The following is a 23,289-nucleotide window of genomic DNA, read 5'->3' as shown; positions in this document are numbered from 1 at the left end:
ATGACTGACCGGGCGACATCGACAGGCATCATGCGAGAACTGACGTGCATCCGGTGTCCCAGGGGTTGTCACCTCGTCGCGCGGCTCTCGGGGACAGAGGTCGCGTCGGTCGGGGGCAACGCCTGTCCGCGCGGGGACGCCTATGCCCGCAAGGAGCTTACCAACCCCACACGCGTCGTGACAAGCACCGTCCGTGTGGCGGGAAGGACTCCCGCGCCCATGCTGCCCGTCAAGACTGCGCAAGACGTCCCCAAGGACCTCGTTCGCGACGTCATGGAGGCCCTTGCTTCCGTCCGCGTGAGCCCGCCGGTTCGAATGGGCCAGGTCGTCCTCGCGGACGTTTGTGGGACGGGCGTGGACGTCGTCGCCACCGCCTCGTACCCGTAACCACGTACTTCTCCTTGCGTATACTTTTAGTAGTTCGCAAGGCCCCACGATCCCGCCAGGCCTACCAGGCGCGAACGACTCGCCCTTCTCGACCGTGCCGACAGGAGGTCGCGAGCAGACCGGCGGAGAGGGGAGAGTTGCAAGTGACATCATCTGACGGCAGAGCTCCCAGGCCGCTCGTCCTCCCGCCAAGGACCATCCCCGTAAGCGAACCCGAGCTGGCGCGCCTTCCCCTCTTCGAGGGCATCTCGCTCGAAGAGCTCATGCTAATGTCCGGCTGCCTGTCACTGTCACGGCGCGACTTCGACGAGTCCCAGACCATCATCCTCGCCGAGCAGAGGGTGAGCCTAGTCGGCGCAATCGTCGAGGGCTCTGTGCAGATGGTCACCCAGGACATCGACGGAAACGAGTCGATATTCGCCTGTCTCTATCCTGGGGAACTCGTCGGCGAGTCGTTCGCCTGCGGACCGACGCGGACCTCGCGCGTCACGTTTCGGGCCGCCAGCCAGAGCAGCCTCCTGTTTCTGGACTTCAGCCGCATCAACCGCACCTGTTCCCGTTCCTGCAGATTCCACCAGCGCCTCGCCTCGAACATGGTCTCCATGCTCTGCCAGAAGAACGTGCTCCTGATGCAGAGGCTTGAGGTCGTCTCGCAGCGCACGCTCAGGCAGAAGGTCCTGACCTACCTCTCCATCGAGGCCGCACGCCAAGGCAAGAGCAAAGGAGAAGTGATTTCTGTACCGCTCACAAGGGCGCAGTTCGCCGCGTACCTTGGCGCCAACAGGTCGGCGCTCTCGCGTGAGCTGTCGCTCATGCAGCGCGAGGGCAGCATTGCGATTGAGGGCTGTGGCTTCAGGCTTCGCTAGCGCTAGGCTTGGCCCAGGCCCGACCACACGGCAACAAATCACTAGATACCGCCGCCGCCCTAAGGACCTCTGTTAGACCCCGGCCTCCCAACGATGCTTCTCAAGGTCGACCTTTCCGTCCTTCGTGAAAGTGACCCCCTCGGTGACCAGGAGCCTTCGCTGCTCGCCGGGACCGCCAAAGGCAAACCCCGGAGTCAACGAGCCATCCGCGTAAACGACGCGATGGCAGGGCACACCTCCAGATAATCCGGGCGACTGGTGCATGGCGAAGCCAACTAAGCGCGCCTTGCGCGGCTCGCCCATGAGCGTGGCCACCTGACCGTAGGTTGCCACGCGCCCTTGCGGGATCTGCCTTACCACGTCAAAGGCCCTTTCGAAGAAGTTGGGGCCTTCGCCCGTCGCGCTTTGGTCCTTCATGAGTGTGTACATCGCCTCGTTACAATTGCCGCATCTGAAAGTACGTCAATACCCACAGGTAGATCGCTCGTCTTGCTACCAAAAATGGGACTGCAAAATTCTTTTTCAAATTTTGCTTGCACATCAAGATGATGTTCGTTATTGTATTCAACCGCAGGCGGGAAGCGAAGCGAATTCGCAAACGTCAAAGCAACGGGTGGTGGCGCAGCTTGGTAGCGCACTTGACTGGGGGTCAAGGGGTCGCTGGTTCGAATCCAGTCCACCCGACCATGAAATCGCAGGTCAGAGGCTTAAGCCTCTGACCTTTTTTCTTATACGTACTATCTGACGTACTATTTACGTACTACAAACCGCGTCCCGTCGCGCGGGCCGTCAGGGAGCGGGAAGAGGTGCTTGCTCCCTGTGCCAGCGTCTTTGGCGGGGAAGGGCGTGGAGGTGTCGGCGCAGAAGCACACTGTGCTCCTGCGCCGGTTGGACGCTTTCGACGGGCGCGTGGATAGGGGATGGAGCAGCTATCACCGTCGCAGCGGATGTCGGAAGGGCACCATCGCACAAGGTCACGCCGCCCCCGCGGGGGCGGCGTGACCGGCGGGCAAGACGGCCTTTCGGAGAAAAGCGGCGAGCAGAGCTTAACGCGCAGACTCGTCGTCCCCTGCATTGCCATGCGACACGGTCGCCTCGGCGAGCTCCCTTACCAAGCGCCCCAGGAGGCACATCGCTGCGTCCGCAGCGTCCCTCGGGGCGTAGAGGAGAGGTCGACGTACTCCAGTATCGCCGAGACGCCCCTCTCCGCGAATGCGACCTCTTCGAGGTCCGCGTTGCCGCAAGCGTCGTAAATCCACTTCATGGCATATCCTCCAGTCCTCGTGACCGCTTGATGTGGCAGCTATGCTACGACGGACGGGAGCGATTGGTGGCAATGCGTTGCGGGGATTCTACGGGCAAATGTCGGGAATTTGGTACCGGTGCCGACGACCCGCGAATCGTGACGTTCGGCGCCCGGGCGCCTCGTTCGGACCCGCTTTGGATGGTGGTCGGATCGGTCACCGTGGCAGGGGCATCGCGCGCATGCCCCAAGGTCGACACGCTACGATCCCGGAAGGCGGCGGGCGCGCCGGATCTGAAAGGCAAAAAATTAGGCGGAGGCGCTCACGCGTCCCCGCCACATAAAACCCTCTCGGGTTTTGACATCCATATACACTATACCCGATCAGAACCAGCGGTCAACCAGCTCGGCGAGGAATTCCATGGACGCCTCCGCGGAGGCGTCGGGACGGGTTACAGAGAGCACGGACCTAATGTCATCGGCAAGGTAGCGGAGCTCTGCAGACGCCTCGCCTGCGAGCGCGGTCCCCTCGGCCATGCGCCTGTGGAGGAGCAGGAGCGAGGCTATCTGCTGGAGGCGTGGGTTCCTCATCCTGGACGCCCTAGACCTCTTCGAGAAGCCCGCGTCGCGCAGGGCGACGGTGAGGGCGTCCGGCGCCGGACGTGCATCGTGGCTCGCGGAGCCGAACCCGTTGATTATCGCGGAGGAGTGGGCGCAGGCGTTGCGCACCCCCTTCGCAGACCTGAGGAAGTAGTGCTCTCGCAGCATGGGGCGGTCGCCCCATCGGTTCGCGCAGAAGCGGTAGATGTCCGCGACGGTGCCGAAGGAGGAGAGCTCGAGTAGCACCCATATGGGCATCTCGGCGGGATAGTGCCTCTGGAGGTCTCCGGAGTACTCGTCGCGCCGGAGCCTCGAAATCTCCGCCGCCCTCCGGGAGCGCTCGGAGGGGGAGAGCGACGCTATGTAGTCGCGCACGATGGAATGGCCATCTTCGGAAGGCCGCCTTGCCACCTCGTCGAGCACCCGCGCCTTCGCGAGGTGCTCCGCATCGAGCGCGAGCGGCAGGAGCGCCGTCCTGAGATCCCGGTCGAGCCGCTCCAGGTCCACCAGGTCGCGGAAGTCGAGGTTCGCGTACTCGCCGTCGTGCGCCCCTCCGACGCGCTTCGGGAAGAGCGTCCGGTACGCGTACGCTGAAAAGAGGTACGACTCCTGCGAGAGGTAGTGCATGGCGTCTGCCTCGCCCATGCGCTCGAACGTGACCCCCTTGCCCCTGAGGAAGGCCACCTGCCCCTCGGGGTCGAGCTTCGGCTTTCTGCCCTTGTCCTGTTGCTCCATTCCAAAACCCGCCCATCTGGTCGTCCTGCGGCTGGCGATGCCTGATTCTACGGCCTACGAGAGCCCCGCGGACATGATCCTGCCCATGAGGTCCATGCTCACCTTCTTGCTGTCGGCGAGCGCGTCCGCGTAGACGTTGAGGGTCATCGCGGCGTTGGAGTGGCCGAGGATGGCGCTCACGGTCTTCACGTCCACGCCCGACCCAATCGCCATGGTCGCAAAGGTGTGTCTAAGGTCGTGGAACCTCGGCGGCTCGCCCTGAGAGCCCACGAGCTTCGCCACCCTCACGAACGCCCTCCACTCCTGCCCGAGCGCCATCAGGCTCTTCCAGGCGCCCGTCACGGCGTTCCCCACGACGAAGAGGCCCTCGTCCCAGTCGAGCCCCATCGCCTCGCGCTCGCCGTGCATCGCGCGTGCCCTCGCCTCCAGCACGCGGGCGAGCTCGTCGCCGTAGGGGATGGTCCTAGCGGAGCTCCTGGCTTCGGGGTGGAGAGCGCGAACGTGCCGTTCGCCCTCGTGAGGGCGTGCGAGACGCGGATCTTACGTGACACGCGGTCGACGTCCTGCCACCTGAGGGCGCATATCTCCCCCTGCCTCATCCCCGTCATGAGCGCGAGGAGCACGGCGGTCGAGAACGGGTCGGCGACGCTCCCCAAGGTCTGGTTGAGCTGCCGGACGCTCTGTGCGTCGAGCGAGTTTATCGGCTTCGTAGGCCTCTTGGGCGCGTCGACGAGGTCGAAGGGGTTGGAGGGTATGTCGCCCAGCTTGCGCGCCCTGATGAAGGCGGTCTTGAGGAGCACGTGGGTGTGCGAGACCGTGTTTCCGCCGTAGCCGTCCTGCACCATGTCGCGCTCGAACTCCTGGATCTGCCGTGCGGTGACGTGCCCCACGGGGGTCTTGCCGAGCTCGGTGCCCAGGAGGTGCTTCGCGTACCAGCGGTAGCCGTCGGCCGTGGAGGCGAAGATGTTGCCGGTGGACTCCTTCAGGTCTATGTAGTCGAGGACGTAGCGGTAGACAGGCGTCTCGCAGGAGACGGTGCCGGAGAGCTCCTCGTCCTTTCGGACCTCCTCGTCGCGCCACTTCCGCAGGAGCTGCTCGGCTGCGTCCCTGCCGCGGTTGTCCCTTCTCACCTTCCCGTTCCTGCCGACCTTGTCCTCGTAGCACGACACCTGGGTGGAGCGGGTCATCTTGTGCTGCCTGCCGTCGTCGTCCTGCCAGCTTATCGCGAGGCGCCACTTCCCGAGCCTCTGGTTCTTGTACACTAGCCGCTGCTGAGCTTCCTCGCCATCGTTCCTCCCAAAACTTGGAACCATCCGCCCGCGGGGAGGGGCCCTCGCAGGACACAAAGGACACACACATAGGACACGGTGTCCCATGTGTGTCCTGCGGACGACTTTACATGACGGGGGTTGTGGTCGCCTGATGTTGATGAAAGTACGCAAATGCCCAGTTAAACAGCACAATTTATGGAAGTGATGTCCTGCGTTGTCTATTGACATTCTTCAAGGATTGCGCCTTGGGGGGTCAAGGGGTCGCTGGTTCGAATCCAGTCCACCCGACCAGATTATTATGAGACCGCACTTTGTGCGGTCTTTTTCTTTGCGCAAAACTTCGGAGATGACAAGCTGTCATTTCGACAATGGGTGTCCGACGCCGTCGTATATCTAATATTGGCCAAGATACGAAGAACGGGCGAGCGCCAGCCCCCTAGGCCGTGGCCTCCTCCATGATCTGCGTGTAGGCCTCGGCCACGGAATCGAACAGATCGTCCTCAATCTCGGCGATGCTGAACGTCTCGTCGTCGCCCTCGTGATAGCGATACAGGTAGACGTCATCCTCGTCCTCGACGGGGCCAAGCGCTATGTAATCGCTTCCGTCGTGGCCGAACACACCAATGACCTCACACTCCTCACTCGTTCCATCGTCGTAGTTGAGGGTGATGATCGTAGTCTCCTCGTCCTCGATGCCGTCAAGACCGTCTGCCATGAAAACCTCCGACCGCTAAAAACCCGCTCGTCAAACGAGCTCACAATTTTCTCGAATGTTCTCACGACGGCTCGCCCCCGTGCGCAAAATCTCGTCTCAAGCCGCTGTACGGCGGCAAATCGGCAGCGAAGGACGCGCTGGGCGGTGGAGAAGCTCCGCACATTGGCTCCGCATTGGCCTAAACGGGTAATATACAGAACGTTGGACGATACCCAAGGAGCAATACGTGTCCCAGACAAGCACGCGAATCAAGCAAAACGTGAAGAACCAGGTCGACCCGGACGCCTTCAGGGCGCAGCAGCAGGGCACCAGCGCGCCGGTAGGGTCATCCGAGAACCCGTCGCATAAGATCTTCACTCTTGCGAACCTCATCACCTTTTGCCGTCTCGTGCTTACGCTCGTCTTCTTCTTCCTCTACATCAACGGCGAGAACCGCTACCTCGCGCTCGCGTGCTATGCCGTCGCCGCGGTCACCGACTTCCTCGACGGCCAGGTGGCGCGACGCACACAGACGGTCAGCTGGCTCGGGAAGATGATGGACCCAGTGATGGACCGTCTCCTGCTGTTCCTTGGAGTCTTCGGCCTCATCATCGCACGAGACCTTCCCCTGTGGATCGCCATCTTCATCGTCTGCCGCGACAGCTACCTGTTCCTCGGTGGGATCTACCTGCAGAAGTACCGAGGCCGTCCCGTTGACGTGGTCTACGTCGGCAAGGCGGCTACCGCCTGCCTCATGACGGGCTTCACCCTCATGCTCCTGGGCATCCCGCACGTCGATGGCCTCGGGCTCGTTTCCGCCTCCTGGCTTCCGGGACTCAACGGGTCCTCCTCGTGCCTCGGCATCTTCTTCGTCTACGCCGGCGTGCTCTTTTCGGCACTTGCCGCCCTCGAGTACACGTGCAAGGGCGCCTTCTACGTTCACAAGGCGCGTTCGGTGGGCCATCGCATCGACGAGGTGTTCTAATGTCCTTCTCAACCTGTTTGGCCGTACGGGGGATCCATGGGTCCTCCGATTCTCGCGTCTGCAGACGCGTTGCGCTCCTGACGGCCTTCGTCGTGCTGGTCGCCTTTCTCTTCATCGTAGCGATGCCGGTCCGCGCGCTCGCCGCGGACGCGAACGACGGCGAGAACGGTCCGCATCCCGCCGAGGCCCAAGCCTGGGAGATCATCGACCAGGACGGCAACGTCCTGTCGAGCCACAACGCCCAGGCCCAGATGCCCATGGCATCCATCACCAAGATCATGACCGCAATGGTCGCCCTCGACTCGGGCATCTCGCTTGACACGCCCGTCACGATTCCCGACGGGCTCAGCTTCCAAGCCGACGCGCAGCTCTGCGGCTTCAAGCCGGGAGAGACCCCGACCCTGCGCGACCTGATCATGGGAATGCTCGTCTACTCGGGAAACGACGCAGCCTCCTACATCGCCATCGCGGTCGCGGGCAGCGAGGATGCCTTCGCCGAGCTCATGAACGCGAAGGCCGCGCAACTGGGCATGACGAACACACACTTCGTGAACCCGCACGGGCTGGAGGCCGACGGGCACTACTCCTGCGCCCACGACCTTGCGATAATGGGTCGCTACGCGCTCGAGAACTACCCACTCATCGCGCAGGCCGTCACCACGCACAGCGTGACGCTTACGGTCGGCGGGCAGCCCAAGACATTCCAATCGACCGACGACCTCATGGGCAGCTATGCGGGGCTCTGCGGAATCAAGACGGGTGCCGTCGAGTCCGGCACGACGTTCCTCGGTTCGAGCAGGAGACACGGCATCCAAACCTTCTCGTGCGTGCTCGGGTGCAAGACGCACGAGGGTCGCTTCAGCGACACCGCCATCCTGATGGACTGGGTGTACGACAGCTACATGAAGGGCGTGACCTTCACGCGCAAGTCCTGGCCCATTCGCCTCTCGACCTACTCGCTGGGTTTCTGGGGCAAGGTGGTCACCACTTCCCAGTCAGACGCACGGGGTCGCTACCTTCCTGGAAGCAGGATCACCTACTCCTGCACGCTTGCAAAGTCTACCCTCGCCGACGCCAACGGACCGACGGGCTACGCAAGCTGGTACCAGAACGGGCGCCCGCTTGCCTACGCGACTTATTCCACGGGGCGAGTCATCACGAACGTCTCGTCCTTCAACGTGTTCGCACTACCACTCTTCTATGACATGACGGAGCTGACCGCAGCATGAGCGAAAACAATGACGGCATCGTAACCAGTGTCCTACTCGAGGAGCATGAGCTCCTTGGAGCTCAGATGGGGGAGTGGAGGGGAGCCCAGCGCCCGCTCTCGTACCCCACAACCGAGAGCCTGAGCGAAAGGCTTCATGACGGCTGCCTGCTGGCCGACCTCACGGGAACGACGATGCTCTTTGCAGGCGGCGAGCCCGCAGCCAGCTTCGGGAATGCCGCATTCGGCGGCAAGACGCTTTCGGTTGGCGCCGCGGCCTTCGAGGCGGTCCTCGTCGGCGACGGCAGCGTGGCGTCCATCCCGCTGACCGTAAGGACTGGAGACCACGAGTACCTGGCCATCGACGCGTCACCCAGGGCAGAGATGCTCGGCGCCTGGCTCTCGTTCCTCTCGACCGTGGAGCAAAAGGGTTACCGCCCCTACGACGGACTCAAGACCGACGACGTCTCGCACAAGCTCGTGCCACTCCTGCTGTGGGGTCGCTCGGCCACGCCGGTGCTCGCCGACTACGTTGACGGCGTGAACGAGCTTCCGCAATCCGAAGAAGTGCGCAGCCTCCTGCTTGACAAGCGCATCGCCGCGCTCACCATCTGCGTAGAGGTGGCGCAGGAGCCAGCGTACCTCATGCTCGTCTCGCCCGCCCTTGCTCGTACGCTTTGGAGGAGCATGCTCTCCTTCGAGTCCGTGGCACCCCTGGGCGTGGGCGATTTCGGGTCCCTATGCCATGACGGGCTGCCGTGGTCGCGTCACCTTGCGACCGAGGGGCGCCTCGAGCTAGAGGGCAAGAAGCTGCTTGCGCACGACCTCCTGCGCGACGGACGCGACTACGTGGGCGCGCGTGCGCTCTTCTCGTAGGTGGAAGACGATCCGCTTCGACCGCGCGCGGAGGGAGCCCGGCACTCGTCGAGTTGGCAGGCAGTCTCTCCAAGACGTGGGATAAGCTGAGGCCAGGCGCGCCGCTAGCGCGCACGTGGCATCAGCTAAGGAGGGACCCAATGCGCTATGACTTCACCACGCGTCCCCAGAGGTCGGAGTCAGGCTCCAGCAAGTGGAACTCGATGCTCAAGATCAACCCGTCCGCCTTTCACGGCATAGTTCCCCTATCCGTCGCGGACATGGAGTTTCCGCTTGCGCCTCCCATCGCGCAGGCGCTCTCGCGCTTCTCCCAGACCAGCTGCCTGGGGTACACCGATCCTACCGACGAGTACTACGAGGCCTGCGTGCTTTGGCAGCGTCGCAGGCACGGATGGCCAGCCGAGAAGGACTGGATCGCCACGACCCCGGGCGTCGTGCCCGCCCTCTTCAACGCCGTTCGCAGCTTCGCCTCCGAAGGCGACGGCGTGATCATCCAGCCACCCGTTTATCGCCCCTTCAGAGACGCCATCGAGCGCGGCGGGAGGCGTGTCGTAGAAAACCCGCTCCTGCCGCCCGACGGGGACGCGCTCGGCACCGCCGGCAGACCGCGCTACCGCATCGACTTCGAAGACCTCGCCATAAAAGCCGCGGACCCGCGAGCGCGTCTGCTTCTGCTCTGCAGCCCACACAACCCCGTCGGGCGCGTGTGGGAGCCCGCTGAGCTCCGCAGACTGCTTGACATCTGCGTCCAGAACGACGTCATCGTCGTGTCCGACGAGATCCACGGCGACGTCACGATGCCGGGGCACGACTTCACCTCGATCATGGGCGTCGCCGACCCGAGCGATTACGACCACATCGTCGTGTGCACCTCTCCCAGCAAGAGCTTCAACATCGCAGGCTGCCAGTCTTCGGCCATCTTCGTGCCCGACGAACATCTTCGCGAGCGCTTCGAGGAGGGCATGGCCGACGCCGCCTTCTTCCAGCTGAACGCCTTCGCCTATCCGGCCACGATAGCGGCCTACACGCTCTGCGACGAATGGCTCGAGCAGCTGCTTGGCGTGGTAGAGAATAACTACGGCATCCTCCGCGGCGCCATCGAGGCCTACCTGCCGGGCGTCAAGGTAATGCCCCTCGAGGGCACCTACCTAGCCTGGATGGACTTCAGGGCATGGGGCCTTGCCGACGCAGAGCGCAGTCGTATCCTTGAGCAGGAGGCCATGCTCTTTCTTGACCACGGTCCCAAGTTCGGCACGCAGGGCTCGGGTTTCGAGCGGCTCAACCTCGCCTGCCCCAGCGACGTCATCGAGGGCGCGCTCGAGAGGCTCGTCTCGGTCGCTCACGAACGCAAGCTGGATACCATCGGAAGGTAGACATGAAATACTCGATCAACGCACCGTACGCCCCCGACGCGCAGGGTCCGTATTCGCAGGGCACCACCGCAGGAAGGCTCGTTTTCGCATCGGGACAGGTCGCCATCGACCCAAACGATTGCAAGAGGGTCATTCAAGCTGGGGTGGCCGAGCAGACCGAGCGCATCATCGATATCGTGGAGGCAATTCTCGCCGAATGCGACTGCACGCTCTCCGACGTCGCCCAAACAACCCTCTACCTCGTGAATCTGGACGACCTCGACAAGGTGAACGAGGTCTATTCCAAGCGCTTCGTGACGCCCGCGCCGGCACGCTCGGTCGTGGGTGTCTCGCGCCTTCCCATGGGGGCACTCATCGAGATGGACTGCGTTGCCTGCAGATAAGGGTGTATGATAGTGAGCGTTACGCAGATATAGATGGGAGATACGACACATGCAGCCCACACACAACAACGAGCCCGATTCCGGCGCAACCCGCATCTTCAGGATGCCGTCGTCGGATGCCACGTCTCCTGACCTCATGGGCGACGCGACGCCCGCCAACCCCTCGCTCGTAATCGTCAAGGGTCCCCAGATGGGGTCCAACTTCGAGCTGACCGATTCCATCGTTACCATCGGCCGTGACCCGAGCAACTCCGTGTTCCTGAACGACATGACCGTCTCGCGCCACCACGCGCGCGTCGACCTTTCCGGCATCTCGTCGGGCTTCGCTACGGTTGAGGACCTCGGCTCGCTCAACGGCACCTGGGTTGACGGTGCCATCGTCAACAAGGCAATGCTCAAGGACGGCTCCACCATCCAGATCGGCACGTTTCGCATGGTGTTCCATACCAACCAGAGGCCCACGCGAATCGAGACCGGTAACTAAGCCATGCCTGAAGCCGGATATCTCACAATTGGCAAGGTGGTCAAGCGACTCCAGTCGCAGTACCCAGGCCTCTCCATCAGCAAGGTCCGCTACCTTGAGGACGAGGGGCTGCTCAACCCCTCGCGCACGCCGGCAGGCTACCGTCTGTACTCCCAGAAGGACCTCCACAGGCTCGAGACCATCCTTTACCTGCAGAAGAACCGCTTCCTCCCGCTTTCGGTCATCAAGAAGCAGCTCGATGGGGGAGAAGGGCTTTCCCCCGAGCTCGAGTCGTCGCCCGCCATCGGGTACCGTTCGGTCGAGTCCGAGGACGAGGATGCCGACAAGCTGCATCCCATCGACCGCATGCCCGAGGTCGCGAACTGCTCGGTCAGCTTCGTCCGCCAGCTCGCGGAGGTCGGGCTGATCTCGCTAAAGAGGTCGCCGCACGGTCGCGACCTCGTCGACGGTCGCGACCTCAGCCTCATTCGCATCTGCGACCAGCTGCAGCACTTCGGTATCGGACCGAAGAACCTGCGCCAATACGTTACCTCCGTGAACCGCGAGAGTCTGATGTTCGAGCAGGCCCTCATGGTGTATGCTCGCAAGGCTGGTGGCGTCGAGGTGGATCCCACCGAGGAGGACCGTCAGCAGTTCGAGCACGCCTTCAGTCAGATGCTTCTCCTCACCGGCCAGGTAAGGGAAGGCCTTATCAGGCGTCAGATCGGCAGCACCTTTAGCCAGATGAAGTAGAGGAGAACAATGGACTACGACAAGTTCATCGTCGACATTCCCGACTACCCAGAGCCCGGCGTCATCTTCAAGGACGTCACGCCCCTGATTGCAGACGCAGAGGGCTTCTGCGGCATGGTCGACGAGATTGCCGAGCACTTCAAGGATGCCGGCGTTACCAAGATCGTCGGCGCCGAGGCGCGCGGCTTCCTCATCGGAGCTCCCGTCGCATACCGCATGGGCGTCGGCTTCGTCCCCGCCCGCAAACCCGGCAAGCTTCCCCGCGAGGTCTACAGTCAGGAGTACGACCTGGAGTACGGCACCGACCAGCTCCAGATTCACAAGGACGCCATCAGGTCCGGCGACAAGTGCCTCATCGTCGATGATCTCATCGCCACGGGCGGCACCGCGGTCGCATGCGCCAAGCTCATTGAGCAGGCCGGCGGAGAGGTCGAGGGCTTCGCGTTCGGCCTCGAGCTGTGCTACCTCAACCCGCGCGATGTCGTGAAGAAGGACTTCCAGCAGGAGATCTTCACCATCATCCAGGTGCACTAGCGCCCGCACCACGGCGCGACATAGCGTGTCACGTCTGCAGCGAGGCTTGTCCTCGCTGCTTTTTTAGGTTAGCAGCTATGGTGGCCGTCCCACCAGAGAGGTCTTTGCATGAGAGGTTCGGACTCGGGTGGCACCCTGCTGGAGCGCCGCATGTCAAGGTGGTTCCAGGTCTACATGATTGGCGAGGGCGTGCTTGTCGGCATCGTAGGAGGGGCAATCGTCACCCTCTATCGCTACGTGCTCAGCGGCTCGGAGTCGCTCCTGAGGGTCTTCGTCGGCGTCGCGCGCGAACAGCCTGTGCTCATCGCGGCCTGGGTCGTCTGTGCACTTCTCCTCTGCGTCCTTACCTGCAAGCTGCTCGTATGGGAGCCATACACGCAAGGATCGGGCATTCCGCAGGTCGATGCTGAGGTCATGGGCCAGCTCGACATGCCGTGGTGGCGCGTCACGCTCGCAAAGTTCATCGAGGGAACGCTCTGCTGCCTCGGCGGCCTCTCGCTCGGCCGAGAGGGACCGAGCGTTCAGCTGGGCGCCATGGGCGGCAAGGCAGTCTCGAAGATCATCGGAAGGGGCAGGGGAGAAGAGCGCCTGCTTGTCACCTGCGGAGCGGCCGCGGGCATGTCAGCCGCTTTCAGCGCGCCCCTGACCGGAGTCCTCTTTGCGATCGAGGAGATCCACAAGGAGTTCACCGCGCCGTTGATCATCTCGGTGATGGCCTCGGCGGTCTCGTCCGACTTCATCGCGTCGCAGGTGCTCGGTCTGCAGCCCGTGCTCAAGTTCCCCCTCGCGCAGAGCCTCCCGCACGCGTGCTACCTCTACGTCATCGCGCTCGGCGTGCTCTCTGGCCTGCTTGGCGCCGCGCACAACAGGGGGATGTTCCTCGCAAGCGAGCGCCTGTACGCGCGCGTCGACCGCTTCCTGCCCTATGCGCGCCTGGTGGTGCCCTTTGCGGCATCCGCCGTCCTGGTCTTCTTCGCGCCCCAGTTTACCTGTGGTGGAGAGGAGATTCTGAAGCTCCTTGAGTCTCCGCAGGCACTGGCGGTCGCAGCTGTGGCATTCCTCCTTGTTGGAAAGTACCTTGCGACGACGCTTGCCTTTGCGTCTGGGGCGCCCGGCGGTACGCTCTTTCCGCTCTGCGTCATGGGCGCGCTCTGCGGATACCTCTTCGCAACCGTGTCTTCTCACGCGCTCGGCTTGCCGCAGGAGTTTCTGCCCAACTTCGTAGTACTGGGCATCGCGGGGCTGTTCGCATCAGTCGTGCGTGCGCCGGTTACTGCGGTCGTTCTGGCGTTCGAGCTCACCGGCTCGCTCGAGGCCCTGCTCTCGGTTTCGGTCGTGTCTGTTCTCTCGTACGTCACCGCGAACCTCACGGGCGTCGACCCGTTCTACGAGCACCTGCTCGGCAATCTCCTGGGTGCCACGCAAAACCGCAAGGAACCGGGGTCCAATGGTTCTGGCGCCACCCCGGCGGGGGAGAAGGTCCTGCACACCATAACCGTGGGAGCAGGATCCAAGGTCGAGGGCAAGCGGCTCCGCGACATCGAATGGCCAAGCAACACGAGAATCGTCTTGATCAGCAGGGCCAACCGCGACATCACGCCAACGGGCGACACCGTACTCGAGTCGCTGGACGAGTGCCTGGTTCTAATGGATGGGTCAAGCGAGGACGAATCGTACGACAAAGTGTGGAAGATGCTCTCGAGTTCGCTCACGAGCAATTGGACTCCCAAGTCCTCCAGACTTCGAGTGCGCGTTCGAGACATCTTCGCAAACAGAAATGTCTCAGCCAACAAGTAAGGCCCTTCAAGCACGCAAAACACCGCAAAGGGAATGAGAGCCGCCCGGCCTGAAACAGATATTCGTTTCAGGCCGGGCTTTCTCCTTGGTTGAGGAAGGAATATCTTGACCTCGACGACAATTAAAGGCAAGTATCATTTATACTTTACATAAGATATATTATCACGGTTTCATAAATACTTGAGGATTATCAGTACCCAAACGACATAGAGCCTCTGAAGGCCACTACCTTAAGACAACAACCCGAGCTTGTAACCATGCCCAAACGACAAGGCACGTTAACATGAAATAGTGCTGACAAAATGGTCGCCGAACACGGAGCCTGACAATGCACAAGTTGGAATCAGCCACGATAACATCTCGACCGGCATTGCCGTACCACGACATCAAACGGCTCCAGACGCAACGATTCTTGAGCAAGTCACACACAGCACCTAACAACTATGAGAGACGATCTTAGGCAACAGTGAACTTGTAGACGAGCATTCGCATCAACCATTTCAGGCGATTCAGCGACGATCTCGAATATGAAACCCATCTCAAAGCCGATATTGCCATCGGAACGCAATGGCTATCAACAAGTTAGACTTGTTACCAATAATTGTCTTTCTACCTGCACAAATACAAACGAGCCATTCTAAGGCGCTTTGAGGCCCTAGATATTTCTAATCGACTAGTTATGCCTCATGAATCAACGGGCCCAGCGGCGTCAACTGCTCCAGACTAAGAACAGGTTAGAGCAAACTGCTTCTCCCCGATTGGTGGCGTTCGGAAACTACTACTTTACATAATACGATAACTATCATCCAAAGCGGGAGAACTCCGTCGAGCGTCTCCCCGGCCGTTTATTAAGAAAGTTAGATTTACGAGCGACGCGAGCCTAACCTTCGATGGGCTGCCCCAAATATGCCGCCACGCTGGTCGCGGCAATCGCTCCATCAGACGCTGCGGTCACAATCTGACGTAGAGGCTTTTGTCGAATGTCTCCTGCCGCGAACAGTCCAGTCGTCGAGGTTGCCATGCGCTCGTCCGTAACGATGTAGCCCGCATCGTCTACTTGTACGAGACCTCGAAGCAGCTCGGAAGCCGGCACGCGGCCGACGAACACGAAGACGCCGAACGAGCCTTCACCGTAGCTCTCAGTAACGACCTCGTCGGTGACGTTGTCCCTGAATGAGATAGACTTCGGCAGGTTGTCGCCGTCGACCGCAACCACGCTAGTGTTGAAGCGGATCTCGATCTTTTCATTCTGCTCAACCTGCATTGCGACCGCAGCCTGCGCACGCAGGTGATCCTTGCGAACGACCATCGTCACCTTGTCGGCAAACTTGGTGAGGAATAACGCCTCCTCAGCAGCGGAGTTGCCGCCGCCGATGACAAAGACATGCTTGCCGCGATAGAACATGCCGTCGCAGGTTGCGCAGTACGAGACCCCGTGCCCCTTAAACTTAGCCTCGCCCTCGAAGCCGGCCGCACGCGGCGAGGCGCCACCGGCGACGATGACAGCCTTGGAATGATAGGTGTCCTGAGGCGTCACAACCTCAAAGATGCCGTCATCAAGCCGAGAGACACTCTCGACGTTCTCCAGGCGAATCGTGGATCCAAGGTCAATTGCCTGCTTTTGCATGGCTTCCACCAGCGAATACCCATCGGCGTTCGGGACCCCGGGATAATTGTCAACCTCGCTCGTAAGCACGACCTGACCGCCAACCGATTCCTGTTCGAGCACCACACCGGACAGCATGGCCCTTTGCGCGTAGATGGCCGCAGAAAGGCCGGCAGGACCGGCGCCTATGACGACAAGGTCCAGCAACTCAGTAGAGCTCATAGTGACCTCCATTCGATCTAATTCTCATCCTAAAATCACTCTACCCTCTCGCAATTTTAAATCGCGTACAAACAAATCGGCCCCACGCAAAATGCATGAGACCGATAATGCAAACTAAAGTCTTTGCCCTGAAAATAGAGGCTCGACGCGCGACACGTTGATACTACTCGGTCTCCGCAACGGAAGACTCAGGTTCGACTGCATCATCCTTCGCCTTGGGAAGGATGAGGTTCATGATGATGCCGACGAGAGCGGAGGTCGCCATACCAGGAAGGGTGTAGTCCCCCACCGGAATCGCGATACTCGACGTCTCCATGCCGACACCCAAAATGATGACGACGGATGCGATCATCAGGTTGCGGTTCTGGTCGAAGTCGACGTTGTTGGTGACCAGCATGCGAAGGCCATTGGATGCGATGAGGCCGAACAGCAGGAGACTAACGCCGCCCATGACGGGAACAGGAATCGAGTTGATAAAGGCCGCGAGCTTCGGACAGAAGCCACCGACGAGCAGCGCGAAGCCAGCCGCATACCAGAACACCTGCGTGGAGTAAACGCGCGTGACGCTCATGACGCCAATGTTCTCGGCATACGTCGTGGTAGGCGTGCCACCAAGAAGGCCGGAGATGACGGTGGAGATGCCGTCGCCAGCAAGAGAGCGAGGAAGCATGTCGCGGTAGTCCCTGCCGACGATCTCGCCCACCGCAAGGAGATGGCCGATGTGTTCGATAACGACCACAAGGGCAACGGGGGCGATCAGAGCAATCGCACCCGGGTCAAAGTGCGGTGTCTGGATGGGCGGAAGACCAATCCAAGGAGCGTCGATGACGCCCTGGAAGTCGACGAGCCCAAGCGGCATCGAGATGAGGTAGCCGACGATGATTGCCAGAAGAATGGGCAGCGTGCCGACAAGTCCCCCCATGCCCGAGAAGATAACGGCCGCGCAAAGTGTGATTGCCGCAACGATAGCACCCTCGGCGACGAAAGAGTCAGTCGAGGAGTAGAGCGCCATCTTGGCAGCGGTCGCCGAGAGTCCGACGCCGATGACGATCATTACGGCAGCGACGAGAACGGGCGGAAGCAGGCGGTCAAGCCAGCCGGTGCCGACGAGCTTGATAATGCCTGCGACCGCAAGGAAGACGAGACCCGCGACGACGACGCCGGACAGGGCGGTGTGCAGGCTGCCCGTAGCGGCAACTGCGGCGAGGATGGGGCTGATGAAGGCAAAGGAGCTCCCCAGGTAGCTAGGAATCTTGTTCCTGGTCACGAGGAGGTAGCAGATGGTGCCGATGCCGGAGCACATGATGGCGACGTTGGGATTTAGTCCGACGAGGACGGGAACGAGAACCGTCGAGCCAAACATACTCATCATGTGCTGGATGCCAAGGGGAATGGCCCTTCCAACAGAGACGCGGTCACTGACGCCAATGACCTCGCGTTCTTTTTCAGCCATTAAGAATCCTTTCGAATCAGGGACGGACAGGACAGTCGTTGCGACATGTCCAATGGGATAACTGACCGCTAGGCAACCAGGAAGTAGACCGCGAACGCAATCGCAGCGACCCACATGAGAGGCTTGATCTGCCTGACCTTTCCGGTGGCAATGGCAACGACTATATAGGCGATGAAGCCGAGACCGATACCGGAGGACATGGAGTACGTGAGGGGGATGCCAGCGATAGAAAGGAATGCGGGGATGCCCTCAAGCAAGTCACTCCAGTCAATAGCAGTAACCTCAGACATCATCAGATAGCCGACATAAACGAGGGCACCGCAAGTGGCCGCACCGGGGACAACAGCAATGACCGGCGCAAAGAACGCGCAGACAATGAAGAAGAGGCCACAGAAGATCGAGGAGAGGCCAGTGCGGCCGCCATCGGCGGCGCCGGAGGCGGACTCGACGAACGTGGTGACGGAAGAGGCGCCAAGGAGGCCACCGACCCAAGCCGCACACGAGTCGACGATGAGGATGGAGCGGATGTCCTCGACGTTGCCGTTCTCATCGAGGAACTCGCCGTCCTTGGCGACTGCCATGGCAGTACCCATCGTGTCGAAGAAGTCGGACATCATGAGCGAGAATGCAGTCACGAGAAGGGCTGGGGTGGCAATGACCTTGGCGATACCCATGACACCCTCGGAGTCAGCCTGAAATGGAGCACCAAAGGCCGTGAAGTCGGGAAGCGAGAAGACACCTTGCGGCGTGCCGGTAATGCCCAGGGGAATGCCGCTCACGACGGCGACGATGATGCCGAGGAGCAGAGCGCCCTTGACGTCAAACGCGACGAAGATGATGGTCGCGACGATGGAAATGACACCGACGATAAAGGACGGCTGGGTAACCTGGCCCAACGCAAGGAGCGTGTCGCCATTGCCCGTGATGATACCGGCATTCGAAAGGCCGATCATAGCGACGAAAATGCCGATGCCGACCGAAATTGCATGACGAAGCGAGACGGGAATCGCGTCCATGATCGCCTGGCGAAGGCCGCAGAGGACGAGCAAGAGAATGACGATGCCCTCAACGAGGACGATGCCCATGCCCGCGTGCCAATCGCCACCGCAGAGCGTCGTGGTGGCGACCGCCACCATGGAGTTGAGCCCGAGGCCCGAGGCGAGGGCAATGGGACGGTTTGAGAACAGGCCCATGATAATCGTCATGATGCCGGCGCCGAAGCAGGTGCTGGTAATGGTGGCGGAGATGGGGACCCCAGCGCCAGAAAGGATGAGGGGGTTCAGCGCAATGATATAGGACATCGCGAGGAACGTGGTCAGACCCGCACGCAGCTCCTGGGTCGCAGACGACCCACGCTCGGCCGCCTTAAAGAACTTCTCCATCGAATGCCTTTCCTTCCTTGTAGCTCGAAACACAGAAATAATCGCCCGATCGGACAATCCGAACGAGCGACTTATTCAACGGCTAGACACCGCTTGAACCAAATCCCCCGGTCCCCCTGTCAGTCGAATCAAGCTCTTCGACCTCGACGAGATTAACGACCGGAACCTTTTGAATAACAAGTTGGGCGATTCGTTCGCCCCTAGAGATGCTAATGGGATTCTCCCCATCAAGGTTAACGGCACAAAGCTTGAGCTCACCACGATAGTGCGCATCGATGAGGCCCGGCGCATTGGCCATCGAAAGGCCCTCTCGATAGGCAAGCCCGCTTCGGGGCAGGACAAAACCGGCATATCCCTCGGGAATCGCGATTGCGAGACCAGTGGAGATGAGGCGACGCTCAAGGGGCTGGAGGACGACATCCTCGTTGGAGCGAAGGTCGAGCCCAGCATCGCCCTCGTAGGCGTACGTGGGAAGCTCAACCTCGTGGTCGAGTCTCATAATGGGAAGATTGATGCGCTCGCTACTCATTAGCCAGGCTCCTCAGCTCCTCGTTGAACTCATCCACGTCCTTGAAGTCGCGATAGACAGACGCAAAGCGAACGTAAGCGACCTTATCCACATCGATAAGACGTTGAAGCACGAGTTTGCCGATCTCCTGGGAGGGCACCTCGGTAATACCGTTGTCCCTGAGGTAGGACTCGATGTCGTCAATGAGATTGTTCAGGTCCTCGAGCGCCACGTTACGCTTGACAGTAGCAGTAACGAGACCGCGCATAAGCTTCTGGCGCTCGAAGGTCTCCTTGGAACCATCCTTCTTGACCACGAGGATGGGCATTTCCTCGCGACGCTCATATGTCGTAAAACGGGTGCCGCACTTGATGCACTCACGACGACGACGAATCGCATCGTTGCTCTCGGAAGGGCGAGAGTCAACGACCTTCGACTCATCGCATCCGCATTTGGGACAGCGCATATTCCTCCTCATACATTAAACAGTACGAAAGGTATCACACTATCCAGCACGTGAAGCATCAATGCAGAAAACTGACCAGATAACCCACTAAAGAGAGCACGCGAAAGCTAAGCAGGCACGACGAGCGACTGACCGACGGAAAGGTTAGACTGCTCGAGGCCGTTGGCCTCGATGATCCAGTCAGCAACGGAACGGGTCGAAGCACCCTCGACCGGATGTTGCTCGGCAATCGTCCACACACTGTCGCCAGAGGAAACCTCCACGGTCTGGCGGGAGACGTTGGAGAAGGGGGCAGAAAGACGCTGGGCCCTGAGAGTCGAGCCCAGAGCCATGGCCCCCAGGAGCATAAGAGACGCGGTAACGAACACGAGAAGCGACCCCACGCACTTCGGCGAAGCGGCGGCGGGAGCCTCAGGCACGAAGTCGGCACGACGACCGCCGCAAGACGAATCCTCAACAAGAATGAGGCGCCGGCGTTCCACGGGCTTGAGGGCAAGATTACCGTCGACCGCATATGCGCAGGATGCGTTGTTCATTTCTATCCCCTTTCGAATTCGTTGACCTCATTGTGACGAGCGGATCGGACAACAATTCGAACGCACGAATTGGAACACATGTACTACTATATATAGAACAAGCGTACGGTCAAGCAATAATCGAACATTTGTTTGTCTAATTCCATCCGTTCGCGTAAAATAGGGGAAACGAAGGAGGGAATCATGTCCAGAGACAAACTGAGCAAGCGTCAGCAGGCAATCTACGACTTCATCTGCGACTACACGACTGAACACGGCTATCCGCCATCGGTGCGCGAGATTGGCGTTGCCGTCGGCCTGGCTTCGCCGTCAACCGTCCACATGCACCTCAAGGTTCTGCAGGAGCGCGGCCTCATCAAGCGTGACTCCAAGAAGCCGCGCACCATCGAGGTCGTTGAGGAAGACACCGAGTCGACAGACAAGGCCGCCAGAGTCACGCAGGATCTCGAGGACGGCTCGGTCTCTCTCCCCCTCGTCGGCCGCGTGGCCGCGGGAACGCCCATCCTCGCCGAGCAAAACGTGGAGGACAGCTTCAGACTTCCGACCAGCATCGTCGGCGACGCGAGTTCCTTCGTGCTTCGCGTCCGTGGGCAGTCTATGATTAACGCCGGCATTCTCGACGGTGACTACATTGTCGTGAAGCAGCAGGACGACGCCCGTGACGGCGAAATCGTCGTTGCGCTCATCGACGACTCTTCGACCGTGAAGACCTTCTATCGCGAGAAGGACAGGATCAGGCTCCAGCCCGAGAACGACACCATGGACCCGATCTACGTCGACAACCCGAAGATCCTGGGGCGTGTAACCGGACTCTTCAGGTCAATCTAGTCGAGCCGAGGTCAAGTTGGTCGATATCAAGGATACGAACCGAGTCGAACGAGCGAGGCTCTACGACACTATCAGAGGGCTGTCGGTCATATCGATGGTCCTTTTTCACTTCTGCTACGACCTCAAGTACATCATGGGAATCGACCTTCCGTTCTTCCGGCCGCCGACGCAGGACGTCTGGCGATGCACCATATCGTGGACGTTTATCCTGCTAGCCGGAATGATGTGCAACTACTCGCGCAACAACCTCAAGAGGTCAGCAAAGTACCTCGCCGTCGCCCTGCTGATATTCGTCGTGACGAGCGTGGCTGCCGTCGACACACCAATCAGCTTTGGAATCATCTACTGCATGGGCGCCTGCACCTTGACAACCGCCGTACTGGAGCGCACTGGCGTAAGGCCTCCGGGGTGGATGGGCGTCGTGCTTCTTGCCGCGGCGTTTATCGTCTGCCTGAACCTGCAGGAGGGAATCATAGGCCTGGGCGCAAATGCCCTCCGCCTGCCTAGGGCGCCATACGAAGCGGGCTGGCTGTCGTGGCTGGGATTTCCTGGCCCCCGCTTCGCGTCGGGGGACTACTACCCCCTTCTCCCCTACCTCTTCCTCTATCTTTCCGGCTGGGGAGCCGGCGCGAAGGTGAAGGAGAGCAAGACGACTTCAGCCGTGCTCTCATGCGGCATCGGACCGCTCGAGGTTGTGGGCAGGCGACCGCTGCCCATCTACGTGGCGCACCAGCCAATCTTGCTCATCTTGGCGGATGCAATAGCACGCTTCGCATAACGCATGCGGCGACCCCGGCGCCAAGGCGCGGGCGCGTAAGCCTACACGGTGTCGCCTTCGATCTCGTAGGGCCTGAGCGTTTCTCGCATGCGCTTCGAGGCCTTGGCCGTAACCAGAAGGCCACCCTGCTCGTATGACTCGCGAAGGACTTGGCAGCGCTCGTGGACAAGCTTCATGAGCAGTCCCTTCTCGTAGGGAATCAGCGCGGTCACGGTCTCGTCTCCGGCAGATGCCTCCTGCACGATCCTGTAAGTGAGGGAGCGGATCCCCTCCCCCGTCATCGCCGATATGAAGACGGCGTCATGATTGCTAAGTGCCAGAGCCTCGCGTTCGGAGACGGACAGTAGGTCGCACTTGTTGTAGACCAGCACCGACGGAACGCTCGCGGAGTCGATCTCCTCCAGGATGGCGCGAACGGCAGCTATTTCCTTCGAGGCGTTGGGGTCGCTCGCGTCAACAATCAGCAGGATGAGGTCCGCGGCAGAGACCTCGGCCAGGGTGGACTTGAACGAACGGACGAGCATCGTCGGGAGCTTCTGGATGAATCCGACGGTGTCGGTAATAGTGATCTTTCGTCCCTCTTCGAGCTCGAGCGAGCGTGTGGTCGGGTCGAGCGTCGCGAAGAGCTCGTCCTTAACGTAGACGCCAGCCCCTGTCAGGTGGTTGAGGAGCGTGGATTTTCCTGCGTTCGTATATCCGACCAGTGAGACGCGATACACGCCAGAGTCCCAACGCGCCTTGCCCTGGGTACGGCGTCTGACGTCGACTTGCTCGAGCTCCTTGCGAAGCCACGAAATGCGCTTCCTGACGAGTCGGCGGTCGACCTCGAGCTGGCTTTCGCCCTGCCCAAACCTGCTGCCGATGCCGCCTCGGGTCTGCTCGCCCACAAGGTGGCTCCACATGCCGCGGAGACGAGGGAGCACATACTGAAGCTGGGCAAGCTGAACCTGAAGGCGTCCCTCGCGCGTGCGGGCATGCTCTCCGAAGATGTCGAGGATGAGGGCGGTCCTGTCGATCACCTTCACGGGCTCTCCGACAAGTCTCTCAAGGTTCGACTGCTGAGAAGGACTCAGTTCGTCGTCGAATATGACGACGTCGATGTCAAGCGCCCTCACGAGCCGGGCGAGCTCATCCGCCTTACCACTGCCAATGAACGTCCTGGGAACCGGCGCGTCAAGACGCTGCACGATAGTCCTGACCACAACGGCGCCGTCAGTCTGCGCAAGGCGCTCGAGCTCAGCGAGCGACTCCTCGATGCTCCATTCGCCCTTGCCGAAGTCGACGCCGACGAGGATGGCACGCTCGGGACGAAAAGCAGTCTCGTAATGCTTGAACCTTCCCAT

Annotated in this window: 26 protein-coding genes and 1 tRNA gene; 14 read left to right on the top strand and 13 right to left on the bottom strand. The window is 60.9% G+C overall.

Annotated elements, in window-relative coordinates:
• Nucleotides 1–387 (top strand): DUF1667 domain-containing protein, encoded by a 387-nt coding sequence (locus B5D13_RS07290; RefSeq protein WP_234970789.1) that lies wholly within the window; start codon nt 1–3, stop codon nt 385–387.
• A gap of 143 nt (nt 388–530) precedes the next feature.
• Nucleotides 531–1,253, top strand: coding sequence for a Crp/Fnr family transcriptional regulator (locus B5D13_RS07285; protein WP_078687663.1), 723 nt, complete (start codon nt 531–533; stop codon nt 1,251–1,253).
• Nucleotides 1,254–1,325: 72 nt separating this feature from the next.
• Here B5D13_RS07285 and B5D13_RS07280 read toward each other — a convergent pair whose 3' ends face one another.
• A complete protein-coding gene (locus tag B5D13_RS07280; RefSeq protein WP_078687692.1) occupies nt 1,326–1,670 on the bottom strand; it encodes an MGMT family protein in 345 nt (114 codons plus the stop codon).
• 193 nt (nt 1,671–1,863) lie between these two features.
• Here B5D13_RS07280 and B5D13_RS07275 point away from each other — a divergent pair.
• A tRNA-Pro gene (locus B5D13_RS07275) sits at nt 1,864–1,940 on the top strand.
• Between the two features lie 421 nt (nt 1,941–2,361).
• Here the strand turns inward: B5D13_RS07275 and B5D13_RS08720 are convergent.
• The 5 genes from B5D13_RS08720 to B5D13_RS07255 all read right to left on the bottom strand — a co-directional run bounded on the left by B5D13_RS08720 (nt 2,362) and on the right by B5D13_RS07255 (nt 5,817).
• Nucleotides 2,362–2,517: a hypothetical protein gene (locus B5D13_RS08720; RefSeq protein ID WP_159444003.1), complete on the bottom strand. Its 156-nt coding sequence runs from the start codon at nt 2,515–2,517 to the stop codon at nt 2,362–2,364.
• A 363-nt stretch (nt 2,518–2,880) separates the two neighbouring features.
• Nucleotides 2,881–3,831, bottom strand: a complete 951-nt coding sequence (locus B5D13_RS07270; protein WP_078687662.1) for an Abi family protein — start codon at nt 3,829–3,831, stop codon at nt 2,881–2,883.
• 54 nt (nt 3,832–3,885) lie between these two features.
• Complete coding sequence (locus B5D13_RS07265) at nt 3,886–4,239, bottom strand: tyrosine-type recombinase/integrase (RefSeq protein WP_078687661.1); 354 nt, start codon at nt 4,237–4,239, stop codon at nt 3,886–3,888.
• Complete coding sequence (locus B5D13_RS07260) at nt 4,170–5,093, bottom strand: tyrosine-type recombinase/integrase (RefSeq protein ID WP_159444002.1); 924 nt, start codon at nt 5,091–5,093, stop codon at nt 4,170–4,172. The genes B5D13_RS07265 and B5D13_RS07260 overlap by 70 nt, the downstream gene beginning before the upstream one ends.
• A gap of 445 nt (nt 5,094–5,538) precedes the next feature.
• Complete coding sequence (locus tag B5D13_RS07255) at nt 5,539–5,817, bottom strand: DUF1292 domain-containing protein (RefSeq protein WP_078687659.1); 279 nt, start codon at nt 5,815–5,817, stop codon at nt 5,539–5,541.
• A gap of 226 nt (nt 5,818–6,043) precedes the next feature.
• On the opposite strand from B5D13_RS07255, the gene B5D13_RS07250 reads away from it, so the two are divergent.
• From B5D13_RS07250 to B5D13_RS07210, 9 genes are all read left to right on the top strand, one after another.
• Complete coding sequence (locus B5D13_RS07250; protein WP_078687658.1) at nt 6,044–6,781, top strand: CDP-alcohol phosphatidyltransferase family protein; 738 nt, start codon at nt 6,044–6,046, stop codon at nt 6,779–6,781.
• Nucleotides 6,781–8,010 (top strand): D-alanyl-D-alanine carboxypeptidase family protein, encoded by a 1,230-nt coding sequence (locus B5D13_RS07245; RefSeq protein ID WP_078687657.1) that lies wholly within the window; start codon nt 6,781–6,783, stop codon nt 8,008–8,010. The genes B5D13_RS07250 and B5D13_RS07245 overlap by 1 nt, the downstream gene beginning before the upstream one ends.
• The gene (locus tag B5D13_RS07240) at nt 8,007–8,864 is read left to right on the top strand and encodes an aminomethyltransferase family protein (RefSeq protein WP_078687656.1); all 858 of its coding nucleotides are present in this window, start codon (nt 8,007–8,009) and stop codon (nt 8,862–8,864) included. Before B5D13_RS07245 ends, B5D13_RS07240 begins: the two co-directional genes overlap by 4 nt.
• Nucleotides 8,865–9,004: 140 nt before the next feature.
• Nucleotides 9,005–10,237, top strand: coding sequence for a MalY/PatB family protein (locus B5D13_RS07235; RefSeq protein WP_078687655.1), 1,233 nt, complete (start codon nt 9,005–9,007; stop codon nt 10,235–10,237).
• Nucleotides 10,238–10,239: 2 nt separating this feature from the next.
• A complete protein-coding gene (locus tag B5D13_RS07230; protein WP_078687654.1) occupies nt 10,240–10,620 on the top strand; it encodes a RidA family protein in 381 nt (126 codons plus the stop codon).
• 49 nt (nt 10,621–10,669) lie between these two features.
• A complete protein-coding gene (locus B5D13_RS07225) occupies nt 10,670–11,104 on the top strand; it encodes an FHA domain-containing protein (RefSeq protein ID WP_078687653.1) in 435 nt (144 codons plus the stop codon).
• A 3-nt stretch (nt 11,105–11,107) separates the two neighbouring features.
• Nucleotides 11,108–11,836 carry a transcriptional regulator FtsR gene (locus B5D13_RS07220; RefSeq protein WP_078687652.1) on the top strand — a complete coding sequence of 243 codons (729 nt, stop codon included), beginning with the start codon at nt 11,108–11,110 and terminating at the stop codon, nt 11,834–11,836.
• 9 nt (nt 11,837–11,845) lie between these two features.
• Complete coding sequence (locus B5D13_RS07215) at nt 11,846–12,370, top strand: adenine phosphoribosyltransferase (protein WP_078687651.1); 525 nt, start codon at nt 11,846–11,848, stop codon at nt 12,368–12,370.
• 108 nt (nt 12,371–12,478) lie between these two features.
• Nucleotides 12,479–14,167 carry a ClC family H(+)/Cl(-) exchange transporter gene (locus tag B5D13_RS07210; protein WP_078687650.1) on the top strand — a complete coding sequence of 563 codons (1,689 nt, stop codon included), beginning with the start codon at nt 12,479–12,481 and terminating at the stop codon, nt 14,165–14,167.
• A gap of 880 nt (nt 14,168–15,047) precedes the next feature.
• Here the strand turns inward: B5D13_RS07210 and trxB are convergent.
• The 6 genes from trxB to B5D13_RS07180 form a co-directional block, all read right to left on the bottom strand.
• Nucleotides 15,048–15,995 carry a thioredoxin-disulfide reductase gene (trxB, locus tag B5D13_RS07205; RefSeq protein WP_078687649.1) on the bottom strand — a complete coding sequence of 316 codons (948 nt, stop codon included), beginning with the start codon at nt 15,993–15,995 and terminating at the stop codon, nt 15,048–15,050.
• A gap of 163 nt (nt 15,996–16,158) precedes the next feature.
• Nucleotides 16,159–17,448, bottom strand: a complete 1,290-nt coding sequence (locus tag B5D13_RS07200) for a uracil-xanthine permease family protein (RefSeq protein ID WP_078687648.1) — start codon at nt 17,446–17,448, stop codon at nt 16,159–16,161.
• A 68-nt stretch (nt 17,449–17,516) separates the two neighbouring features.
• Nucleotides 17,517–18,830 (bottom strand): NCS2 family permease, encoded by a 1,314-nt coding sequence (locus tag B5D13_RS07195; RefSeq protein WP_078687647.1) that lies wholly within the window; start codon nt 18,828–18,830, stop codon nt 17,517–17,519.
• A gap of 82 nt (nt 18,831–18,912) precedes the next feature.
• Nucleotides 18,913–19,359, bottom strand: coding sequence for a dUTP diphosphatase (gene dut / locus B5D13_RS07190; RefSeq protein WP_078687646.1), 447 nt, complete (start codon nt 19,357–19,359; stop codon nt 18,913–18,915).
• Nucleotides 19,352–19,804 carry a transcriptional regulator NrdR gene (gene nrdR / locus B5D13_RS07185; protein WP_078687645.1) on the bottom strand — a complete coding sequence of 151 codons (453 nt, stop codon included), beginning with the start codon at nt 19,802–19,804 and terminating at the stop codon, nt 19,352–19,354. The genes dut and nrdR overlap by 8 nt, the downstream gene beginning before the upstream one ends.
• A gap of 107 nt (nt 19,805–19,911) precedes the next feature.
• Nucleotides 19,912–20,340, bottom strand: a complete 429-nt coding sequence (locus B5D13_RS07180) for a LysM peptidoglycan-binding domain-containing protein (protein WP_078687644.1) — start codon at nt 20,338–20,340, stop codon at nt 19,912–19,914.
• A gap of 183 nt (nt 20,341–20,523) precedes the next feature.
• On the opposite strand from B5D13_RS07180, the gene lexA reads away from it, so the two are divergent.
• Together lexA and B5D13_RS07170 are read left to right on the top strand one after the other, a co-directional pair.
• On the top strand, nt 20,524–21,168 hold the full coding sequence (gene lexA / locus B5D13_RS07175) for a transcriptional repressor LexA (protein ID WP_078687643.1): 645 nt from the start codon (nt 20,524–20,526) through the stop codon (nt 21,166–21,168).
• Between the two features lie 16 nt (nt 21,169–21,184).
• Nucleotides 21,185–21,946: a heparan-alpha-glucosaminide N-acetyltransferase domain-containing protein gene (locus tag B5D13_RS07170; protein WP_234970786.1), complete on the top strand. Its 762-nt coding sequence runs from the start codon at nt 21,185–21,187 to the stop codon at nt 21,944–21,946.
• Between the two features lie 41 nt (nt 21,947–21,987).
• On the opposite strand, the gene hflX is transcribed toward B5D13_RS07170, so the two are convergent.
• A complete protein-coding gene (hflX, locus tag B5D13_RS07165; RefSeq protein ID WP_078687641.1) occupies nt 21,988–23,289 on the bottom strand; it encodes a GTPase HflX in 1,302 nt (433 codons plus the stop codon).

The organism is Olsenella sp. KH1P3 (assembly GCF_900167315.1).
GTDB classification, from domain to species: Bacteria; Actinomycetota; Coriobacteriia; order Coriobacteriales; family Atopobiaceae; genus Olsenella_J; species Olsenella_J umbonata_A.
This window is presented reverse-complemented; position numbering and strand designations above follow the sequence as displayed.